Origin of the sequence: Mesorhizobium escarrei (assembly GCF_935825525.1) — a bacterium.
Taxonomy (GTDB): Bacteria; Pseudomonadota; Alphaproteobacteria; order Rhizobiales; family Rhizobiaceae; genus Mesorhizobium; species Mesorhizobium escarrei.
Genome location: NZ_CAKXZT010000196.1, coordinates 3525 through 13476, shown reverse-complemented (window position 1 = coordinate 13476; position 9952 = coordinate 3525). Strand labels below are relative to the sequence as shown.

Sequence of the window (9952 nt, the reverse complement as noted above, 5' to 3'; positions counted from 1 at the left end):
AAAGCCCTCACAAGGGGAGAAGGGGTCGTCAACGTTGGAGTTCCCATGACCACCTTCCTCTTCGACGGCCCAGACACCGCCGTCACCACCATCCTGCTCGCCCATGGTGCCGGCGCGCCGATGGATTCTGCCTCGATGACCGCCACGGCAAAAGCGCTGGCCGAAGCGGGCTTCCGCGTTGCGCGCTTTGAATTCCACTACATGGCGGCCCGCCGCTACGGCCACCGCAAGCCGCCGCCGCGGGCCGAGACGGTGAACCCGGAATACATCAAGGCGATCGCCGACCTCAGGGCGAAGGGCGTGAAGGGGCCGCTCATCATCGGCGGCAAATCGATGGGCGGCCGCGTCGCTTCGATGATTGCCGACGAGATGTTTTCGAAGGGCGAGATTTCAGGGCTGCTTTGCCTCGGCTATCCCTTCCATCCCCCGGGGAAACCGACGCAGCTTCGGACAAAACACCTCGCCGATCTCAGGGCGCCAACTTTGATCTTCCAGGGCACGCGCGACGAATTCGGGACCAGGGACGAGGTCGCGACCTACGATCTTTCCGACCGCATCGAAATCCTCTGGCTGGAGGACGGCGACCACGATCTGAAGCCGCGCAAGAGCATCTCCGGCTTCTCCACCGCCGATCATCTGAAGACACTCGCTGATGCGGTGAAGGCGTGGGCCGAGCGCATTGTGCGCTGAAGCAGGCCGATGAAGATCGCCACCTTCAACGTCAACAACATCAACGGCCGGCTGCAAAACCTGCTCGCCTGGCTGACTGTCGCCAAGCCCGACATCGTCTGCCTGCAGGAACTGAAGGCAAGACAGACGCAGTTTCCGCGCTCAGCACTCGCCGCGGCCGGCTATGGCGCGGTTTGGGTGGGACAGCCGACCTGGAACGGCGTCGCCATACTGGCGCTGGGTTCAGAACCCGTTCTGACCCGCGAGGCGCTGCCCGGCGACGACAGCGACAACCAGGCCCGCTACATCGAGGCGGCGGTCAGCGGCATCGTCATCGGCTGCCTGTATGCGCCGAACGGCAACCCGCAGCCCGGTCCGAAATTCCAGTACAAACTTGCCTGGCACCAACGGCTGAACGCGCATGCGGAAGAACTGTTCGACACCGGCCTGCCGGTGGTGCTGGCCGGCGACTACAACATCGTGCCCGAGCCGCGCGATATCTACCCGACCCGCTCCTATGACGACAATGCGCTGGTGCAGCCGGAAAGCCGCGCCGCCTTCGCAGCGCTGCTCGACCAGGGCTGGCTAGATGCACTGCGCAAGAAACATCCGAAGGAGACGCTCTACACATTCTGGGATTATCGCCGCAACCGCTGGCCGCGCGACGCCGGCCTGCGGCTCGACCATATTTTGCTGTCCAAGAAACTGGCGCGCCGGCTGGCCGGGGCAGGCATCGACCGCGACGTCCGCGGCGAGCCCGGCGCCAGCGACCACGCCCCGGTGTGGGTGGAATTGCGGTGAGGGGTGGGAGACATCGCCGTCGCTTTTCTCCAGCGTTGAAAAGTTGCCGCCGTCGGGGACGCTGCCGATCTCCCCCCTCGTGGGGGAGATGCCCGGCAGGGCAGAGGGGGCGCGAAGGATCGCCAGCCTTTGCTCTAACTCATTCTCAGCCAGGAACCAGTCTGCGGGCGTAGCTACGGATGGCTCCAAGGCTGGCGGGACAGCGCCCCCCTCTGTCCTGCCGGACATCTCCCCCACAAGGGGGGAGATTGGCCGTGACGGGCGTTTTCGCCAAGTCTACTCCCTCACACCGGTCGTGCCCCTTCGCGTGCGAAGGCTTCACCCAAGGTAATTTCCAACCATCCATCACTTGGCCTCTATCGGTCTTGAGCCCTGCCGAGCGATCCTAGCGCACGACCGGGCAACATTGCGGCGACCGAGAGATCCCGGGGGCATCCAGCCCTTTGGCGCAGGCGAGCGTTTTGCGCTCACTGTTTCGCTGGTAATCTTCGGAATTGAACCGGGCATCGACAAGCTCGGCGCCGACCTGCATCATTGCGGGCGAAGCGAACAGCGGCGCAAGGGGGCCCGATGAACAGGTTTGCCGACAGGCTGCTCGCAATGCTGCTGCTGGCGATCGGCTTGCTCTGCTTCATACGTGCATATTTCGCGCTGGGCGGCGAGAGCGCCGGCGACGCTTTGGCGTCCGTGCGCCTGGCTTTTTTCGGGACGGCGGGCGTCGTCTCAGCCCTTGCAGCCCTGTTGTTCTGGGCCGGCCTGTTGCCGGGCCGATCGACGCTCGCTCCGAAGACGCCTCTGTTCGGCAGGGACGCCGAGATGCAAACCGCTGGAAGACCACGCCTGCGGCAGCTCTTCGCCGTCGTTCCGTTCCTCGCCGCGCTCGCTCTGGTGGCCGACCAGCTCGGCCCCTGGTCGCGGCAGCCACAGGACGCCGGCAAAAGCCTGATCGCCGAGCAACCGGCGCCGAGCGCGCCGCAAGGCAAAGACGTCACCAGCGCACCGGCCCCGGAACCCGAAGCGCCTGTTTCGCCATCCGAGGTCGCACTGGCCCCACCTGTCTCACCGCCGGAGCCTGCTCCAGCCCCGGCTGCGCCACCGCAGATCGTCGCGCCGCTGCCGCAGGCTCCGCCGCCGCAGCCGACGCAGCCCGATGGCCACCGCGAGCCCGTCGTCTGGCTGGCGGTGGCGCCCGACGGTCACTCGATCATGAGCGCCAGTACCGACCGCACGATCAAGCTCTGGGATATCGACGGCAAGCGCCTGATCCGCACCCTCGGGGTCCACAAGGACATGGCGCGTACCGCGCTTTTCCTGCCCGATGGGGCGAGGGCGCTGACGGCGGGCGACGATGGCGAGATCGTGCTGCGCCAGCTCGCCGATGGCGCGGTGCTGCAGGTGTTCTCGTCAGGCCAGAACGGCGGCGTCAACAAGCTGGCGATCAGCCCCGACGGCAAACGTGCGGTCAGCGGGCACGACACCGGCAGGGTCATCGTCTGGGATATCGAAAAAGGCTCGGTGCTGCATGTGATGCCGGGGCACGACTGGTCGATCAGCGGGGTCGCCGTCTCGCCCGACGGCACACGCGCGATCAGCGGCAGTATCGAGGGCACGCTAAAACTATGGGACATCGGCACCGGCAACCAGCTGCGCAGCTGGCACGGGCATGAGCGCGGCCCCTATGGCGCCCTGTTCATGGCCGACGGGCGCCATCTGATCACCGGCAGCGGTGATTATACGATCAAGCTCTGGGATCTCGACAGCGGCCGCGAAGTCCGTCGCCTCGAGGGCCATTCGGGCACGGTCTATGCGCTGGCGCTGTCGGCCGACGGCAAGCGGCTGCTGTCCGGCTCGCTCGACGGAACGGCACGGCTGTGGGACATGGAAACCGGCAGGGAGACCGCGCTGTTCGACAGCCGGTCCGGACCGGTCTACGCGGTGGCGTTCGCCGCCGATGGCAGGGTGCTGACCGGCGGCTACGACCGCACCATCCGGGACTGGCCGGCAGGCGGCGGTGATGCGGCAGCGCTGTTTCCGGGCGCGCCGGAGTGATGTGCGAAGGTGGCGCGCGACGCTCGACGTTACAGAAAGGAGCGCCGCCGCCGACGCTGCCAATCTCCCCCCTCGTCGTGGGGGAGATGCCCGGCAGGGCAGAGGGGGGCGTGAAGGATCGCCAACCTTTGCCCTAACTCATTCTCAACCAGGACCAGTCTGCGCGCGTTGCTACGATGGTTGACAGGCCGGCGGGACAGCGCCCCCTCTGTCCTGCCGGACATCCCCCCTACAAGGGGGGAGATCGGACTGCATCTCGCCTTCGCCAATTTCCAGCACCGCAAGAAAAGCGGCGCATCGAAACTGCCGATCTCCCCCCTTGCGGGGGAGATGCCAAGTTTTGGCAAAGAGGGCCAGGGCAGAGGGGGGCGCGAAGGAACGCGACCTGTACAAAATCGACGTAAGGCCGCATCGTCGCGCAGGGTGCAGGGACCGAACATGACGACCAATCTCCATATCGTCGAGGCGTCGATCGCACAGCTACGGCGGGCGCTGGAGGCCGGCACGGTCACCAGCGTCGAGCTGGTCGGCGCCTGCCTGCGCAGGATTGCGCATTACGACCGGCATGGCATCACCCTCAACGCCGTACCCGTGCTCAATCCCAGAATGTTCGAGGACGCGGCCGCGTCCGACCGGCGCCGCAGGAATGGCGCGACGCTCGGGCCGCTGGACGGCATTCCCTACACCGCCAAGGACAGCTACAAGGTATCAGGCCTGACGGTGGCCGCCGGGTCGCCGGCCTTCGAACATCTCGTCGCCAACGAGGACGCCTTTACCATCGGTCGGCTGCGGGCCGGCGGCGCGGTGCTGATCGGACTGACCAACATGCCGCCGATGGCCAATGGCGGCATGCAGCGCGGCATCTACGGCCGGGCGGAAAGCCCCTACAATGCCGATTACCTGACCGCCGCCTTCGCGTCGGGCTCGTCGAACGGTTCCGGCACCGCGACCGCCGCCAGCTTCGCCGCCTTCGGGCTTGGCGAGGAGACATGGTCGTCGGGCCGCGCGCCGGCGTCGAACAACGCGCTGGTCGCCTACACGCCGTCGCGCGGCGTCATTTCGGTGCGCGGCAACTGGCCGCTGGTGCCGACGATGGACGTGGTGGTGCCGCACACGCGCAGCGTGCCCGACATGCTCGAACTGCTCGACGTGATCGTCGCTGACGACCCGAACCCAAGGGGCGATTTCTGGCGCGCGCAGCCCTGGGTGGCGCTGCCGAAGAGCTCGGATGTACGGCCGCCGCGCTACACCGGCCTCGAGCTGGAGGGAGCGCTGCGAGGCATGCGGCTCGGCGTGCCCCGCATGTATATCGGTCGCGATACGGAGGCCGACGTTGCGATCCAGACCCGCGCCTCGGTGCTGGAACTGTGGCAGCGGGCGGCGCCCGATCTGCGGCGGCTCGGCGCAGATGTGGTCGAGGTCGATTTTCCCGTCGTCTCCAACTATGAGCGCGACCGGCCGGGCACCAAAAACATGGTCGATCGCGGGCTGGTGCCCAAGGGATTCGCCGAGCGCGAGATGTGGGACCTGTGCGTCTTCGCCTGGGACGATTTCCTGCGCGCCAATGCCGACCCTACCATCCCCGATCTCGCGTCGGTCGACGGCGCAAAAATCTTTCCGCAGCCGCCGGGCACGCTGCCGGACCGTTATGAAGACAGTTTTGACGTGGCGGAATATGTCGATCGGGCCAAGCGCGGCGTCACGCCATTCCTGGCCATTCCCGAGCTGGAGGCTGGCCTGAAAGGCCTGGAGGCGACGCGGCGCATCGATTTCGAGGATTGGCTCGACGCGCAACGGCTCGACGCAGTGGTGTTTCCCGCCGTCGCCGATGTCGGTCCGGCCGATGCGGATGTCAACGAGGCCTCCGCAGCGCTGGCCTGGCGCAACGGCACCTGGGTCGCCAACGGCAATCTGGTGCCGCGCCATCTCGGCATTCCGACCGTCACCGTGCCGATGGGCGCGATGGCCGATATCGGCATGCCGGTCGGTCTCAGCTTCGCCGGCAAGGCCTATGAGGATACGAAGCTGCTGCGGCTGGCCGGCGACTTCGAGCGTTTTGGCCAGCGCCGCAGCTGCCCGCCGCGCACGCTGGAACTTCCTGACGATGTTTTTTTCGCCCGACACAACGTTAGCGTGCCCGACGAGGCGCCGCCGCTAACCGTCGCGCTTGCCGCCGAGACGCGCCATGCCGGTGATCAGGACGAGATAACCATCACGCTCGACATCAATGGCGGGGCCGGAACCGCGACCAGCGTGAAAGTCCATGTCAACGGCGAGCCTGTCACCATGCAGCGAACCGGCGCGCGCTTCACCGGGCGTGCGGTCGTGCCGGCCAAAGAGCATGGGACAATCCACAGCGTCTGGCGTGGCTCGTATGGCTCGATCCTCACCGCCGTCGTGCGTCTTGAAGACGGACGCGCCGCCGGCGCCTACATGGTGACCGGCGGGATTGGGTGACCATCGCGCTTCGCCTTCTGCTACGGCGCGCCGTCTGCAACCGGCTTTTCAGTTCGCGTCAATCCGGCTTGCAGGGGTCGGCCTTGGCCGCTGCTGTCTTCTCGCCCTCCTGCTGCGCCTCGACATCCTGCTGCGAGGTGGCAAGGTTTTTATCGCCACCGGCTTCCTGGTTGGCAAGCGGCATGGTGTTGCCGGTCTTGTTGGCCGGGCCGCCCTCGACCCTGCTACCGGTATTCGCGTCGGTTTCGAGGGGCGCACGCGTTCCGTCTTTTGCGACGCCCGATTGAGCTTCGATCGATGCAGTCGTGTCATGGCAGGTGGCGCTTGCCGTGCCGGCCGTCAGCCCGATCATCGAGGTGGCGAGCAAAATAGCGGTTAGGGTTTTCATCGCGTCCTCCTTCGCTGTTTGAGGTCATCCTTTCTAAACTGCCGGCACTATCCGAGGTTCCGCTAATTCAGTTCGAACTTCGAATGTGGCGTCGTGTTCCCATGATTTGCGGGCTTCCGCAGGCGGGGCCTATCGCGTATTGGCGCGGGGAAAATCCCTTGGGCGCGCGTGAAAAGCATGATTCGACTGGAAAGCATCAGCAAGCAGAACGGCCGGCAGATCGTCTTCATCGAGGCCTCCGCCTCCCTGCAGAAGGGCGAGAAGGTCGGCCTGGTCGGCCCCAACGGCGCCGGCAAGACGACGCTATTTCGCATGATCAACGGCGAGGAGCAGCCCGACGAGGGCCAGGTCTCGGTCGATCGCGGCGTCACCATCGGCTATTTCAGCCAGGATGTCGGCGACATGGTAGGTCGCAGCGCTGTCGCCGAAGTGATGGACGGCGCCGGGCCGGTGAACGAAGTGGCGGCCGAGATGCGTGAACTCGAAGCGGCCATGGGCGATCCGGAGCGGGTCGAAGAAATGGACGCGATCATCGCCCGCTACGGCGACTTGCAGGCGCGGTTCGAGGAGCTCGACGGCTATGCGCTGGATGGCCGCGCCCGCGAGGTGCTGGACGGGCTCGGTTTCAGCCAGGAGATGATGGACGGCGACGTCGGAAAGCTTTCCGGCGGCTGGAAGATGCGCGTGGCGCTGGCCAGGATCCTGCTAATGCGGCCCGACGCCATGCTGCTTGACGAGCCGAGCAACCATCTCGACTTGGAAAGCCTGATCTGGCTGGAGCAGTTCCTGAAGAACTATGACGGCGCGCTGCTGATGACCTCGCACGACCGCGAGTTCATGAACCGCATCGTCAACAAGGTGGTCGAGATCGATGGCGGCTCGCTGACCGCTTACTCCGGCAACTATGAATTCTACCAGCAGCAGCGTGCGATCGCCGACCGGCAGCAGCAGGCGCAGTTCGAGCGCCAGCAGGCGATGCTGGCCAAGGAGATCGCCTTCATCGAGCGCTTCAAGGCGCGGGCTTCGCATGCCGCCCAGGTGCAGAGCCGGGTGAAGAAGCTGGAGAAGATCGACCGCGTCGAGCCGCCCAAGCGCCGCCAAAAAGTGTCGTTCGACTTCCAGCCGGCGCCGCGCTGCGGCGAGACGTGGTGACGCTGAAGAACGTCCACAAAAGCTATGGCAGCCGCTCGATCTATGAGGGGCTGGATTTCCAGGTGCGCCGCCGCGAGCGCTGGTGCGTGATGGGCATCAACGGTGCCGGCAAGTCGACGCTGCTGAAGCTGGTCGCCGGCGCGTCCGAGCCGGACAATGGCACGGTGGCGCGCGGGCCCAGCGTCAGGATGGGCTATTTCGCCCAGCACGCCATGGAAGTGCTGGAGGGCGAACGCACCGTGTTCCAGACGCTGGAGGGCGCCTTTCCGCAGGCAGGCCAGGCGCCGCTGCGCGCGCTGGCCGGCTGCTTCGGCTTTTCCGGCGACGAGATCGAGAAGAAATGCCGGGTGCTGTCGGGCGGCGAGAAGGCGCGGCTGGTGATGGCGCTGATGCTGTTCGACCCGCCAAACCTGCTGGTGCTGGACGAGCCGACCAACCACCTCGACATCGCCACCAAGGAGATGCTGATCACAGCACTTTCGCAGTACGAAGGCACCATGCTGTTCGTCTCGCACGACCGCCACTTTCTGGCGGCACTGTCGAACCGCGTGCTGGAACTGACGCCCGAGGGGATTCATACCTATGGCGGCGGCTATACGGAGTATGTCGAGCGAACCGGGCGGGAGGCGCCTGGGTTGCGGAGCTGAGCTGCCGCGAAGGCAACAGAGGCCGAGCGGCCCGGCGTCGTTGGCCTGAGGGGGGGACTGGCGCCGAGCCTAACCGGTTGGGGGGTAGATCACCGGCCATTTACATACATACGCCGAAGCTAATTTAAGTGCAAGCTAATGTAATGGCCAATGCTTCGCGTTGGCGATTTTCCAGCGGTGTCCAATCAGTTGATGTTTCGGGTTGCCGCTTCCCGGTCGCGCGCTCCAACCAGGTGCTGACGTGACGCTGCACGGCATCACTTCCTATGGCGGCGGCTATACCTGACATGTCGCGCGCACCGGCCAAGAGGCGCCGGGGGTGCGAGGCTGAAGCGCAGAGCGGGGCGCTTGAAGGCGTCTTGATCGCCGGCTTGACCCTTCACCACACCGGCGACATTGTGCTGTTCGCCAGTCCATAACGGTCGTGTGGGAATGGATTTTCGCAACGCCATCGATGAATCGCTGGCCTGGGCCAGCCGGTGGTTCGACTACGCCGTTACGCCGTGGTTCTTCTATCAGGCTGCAATCATCGTCGCGCTCTTCCTCGTCGCGAAGCTCGCGGCGCAGCGCATCGAACCGCTCGTGGAGAACCGGGCACGCCAGATCAAGGGGCATCCCGGACTGTTGAGGGTCGTCGTTGCCCTTTTGCGGCGCACCGACTGGATCCTGTTCACGGTCTTCCTGCTTGCCGCGCTCATTCTCTTGCGCGCCGTCACCTGGCCAAGCCGGAGCCACTTCATCTATATCGCGCTCTCGCTATCCCTCGCATGGCTGTTCGCGTCGGTGCTGTCGCGCATCGTCCGCAACCGCTTTGTCGCGCGGGCTCTCGCCTGGCTGACCTGGATCTATGCGGCCCTCGTCATCCTGGGCATCGATGACGACGCCGCGACTTTCCTGGACGGCCTCGCAATACCTTTGGGCGCGGTGCGCCTCTCGGTGCTCATGATGTTGAAAGCGGCGCTGCTGCTGATCGCCACGGTTTGGCTTGCGGTGGTCGTCGGCAAGTATATCGACGAGCGCGTCCGCATCTCCGAAGAGCTGACGCCCTCGATTCGCGTCCTCGTCGGCAAGGTCGCAAAGGTCGGCCTTGTGCTGGTGGCGGGTGCCATCGCCCTGTCTTCCGTCGGCCTCGACCTGACGGCCCTGACGATATTTTCCGGCGCCGTCGGCGTCGGCCTGGCTTTCGGGCTGCAAAAGGTGGTTTCGAATTTCGTCTCCGGCATCATCATCCTGCTCGACAAGTCGATCAAGCCGGGCGACACCATTTCGCTCGAAGGCACGTTCGGCTGGGTACGCGAATTGCGGGCGCGGTTTGTCTCGGTGGTGACGCGCGACGGCCGCGAATACCTGATCCCGAACGAGGACTTCATCACCCCAAGGGTTATCAACTGGTCGTTCAGCGACAACCTCGTGCGGCTCGATGTGAATTTCGGGGTCTCTTACGACGCCGACCCGCATAAGGTCAGTGAACTGGCGATCAAGGCCGCCATGAGCGTCGGTCGGGTCGAAGCGGACCGGCGGCCGGTCTGCTGGCTCACCGACTTCGGCGAATCCTCGCTCAATTTCGTCCTGCGCTTCTGGATCCACGACCCTCAGCAAGGCCTGACCAACGTGCGCGGCAGGGTGCTGCTGGCGCTGTGGGACACTTTTAGGGAAAACGGCATAGACATCCCCTATCCGCATCGCGAGATCATTATGAAGCCGGATGGGCGCGCTGAGAGATCAGGCGGGCGCTGAAGCTGCCAATCTCCCCCCTTGTGGGGGAGATGTCCGGCAGGACAGAGGGGGG

Annotated in this window: 6 protein-coding genes and 1 pseudogene; 6 read left to right on the top strand and 1 reads right to left on the bottom strand. The window is 65.4% G+C overall.

The features are described 5' to 3' along the window. The first annotated feature begins 45 nt into the window (after nt 1-45). The 4 genes from NMG80_RS36930 (at nt 46) to NMG80_RS36915 (ending at nt 5976) form a co-directional block, all read left to right on the top strand. Nucleotides 46-690 (top strand): alpha/beta hydrolase family protein, encoded by a 645-nt coding sequence (locus tag NMG80_RS36930; RefSeq protein WP_254022699.1) that lies wholly within the window; start codon nt 46-48, stop codon nt 688-690. Nucleotides 691-699: 9 nt separating this feature from the next. Next, entirely contained in the window at nt 700-1470 is a 771-nt protein-coding gene (locus NMG80_RS36925; protein ID WP_254022698.1) for an exodeoxyribonuclease III, read from the top strand. A 570-nt stretch (nt 1471-2040) separates the two neighbouring features. Further along, on the top strand, nt 2041-3519 hold the full coding sequence (locus NMG80_RS36920) for a WD40 repeat domain-containing protein (RefSeq protein ID WP_254022697.1): 1479 nt from the start codon (nt 2041-2043) through the stop codon (nt 3517-3519). Between the two features lie 438 nt (nt 3520-3957). After that, nucleotides 3958-5976: an amidase gene (locus tag NMG80_RS36915; RefSeq protein ID WP_254022696.1), complete on the top strand. Its 2019-nt coding sequence runs from the start codon at nt 3958-3960 to the stop codon at nt 5974-5976. Between the two features lie 58 nt (nt 5977-6034). On the opposite strand, the gene NMG80_RS36910 is transcribed toward NMG80_RS36915, so the two are convergent. Next, nucleotides 6035-6364 (bottom strand): hypothetical protein, encoded by a 330-nt coding sequence (locus NMG80_RS36910; protein ID WP_254022695.1) that lies wholly within the window; start codon nt 6362-6364, stop codon nt 6035-6037. A 177-nt stretch (nt 6365-6541) separates the two neighbouring features. On the opposite strand from NMG80_RS36910, the pseudogene NMG80_RS36905 reads away from it, so the two are divergent. After that, a pseudogene (locus NMG80_RS36905) lies at nt 6542-8163 on the top strand (ABC-F family ATP-binding cassette domain-containing protein). A gap of 432 nt (nt 8164-8595) precedes the next feature. Further along, nucleotides 8596-9900: a mechanosensitive ion channel family protein gene (locus NMG80_RS36900; RefSeq protein ID WP_254022694.1), complete on the top strand. Its 1305-nt coding sequence runs from the start codon at nt 8596-8598 to the stop codon at nt 9898-9900. Nucleotides 9901-9952 lie beyond the last annotated feature (52 nt).

Coding starts and splice junctions, on each gene's coding strand:
- NMG80_RS36930 (WP_254022699.1), top strand. CDS start 46: ATGACCACCTTCCTCTTCGACGGCCCAGACACCGCCGTCACCACCATC.
- NMG80_RS36925 (WP_254022698.1), top strand. CDS start 700: ATGAAGATCGCCACCTTCAACGTCAACAACATCAACGGCCGGCTGCAA.
- NMG80_RS36920 (WP_254022697.1), top strand. CDS start 2,041: ATGAACAGGTTTGCCGACAGGCTGCTCGCAATGCTGCTGCTGGCGATC.
- NMG80_RS36915 (WP_254022696.1), top strand. CDS start 3,958: ATGACGACCAATCTCCATATCGTCGAGGCGTCGATCGCACAGCTACGG.
- NMG80_RS36910 (WP_254022695.1), bottom strand. CDS start 6,364: ATGAAAACCCTAACCGCTATTTTGCTCGCCACCTCGATGATCGGGCTG.
- NMG80_RS36900 (WP_254022694.1), top strand. CDS start 8,596: ATGGATTTTCGCAACGCCATCGATGAATCGCTGGCCTGGGCCAGCCGG.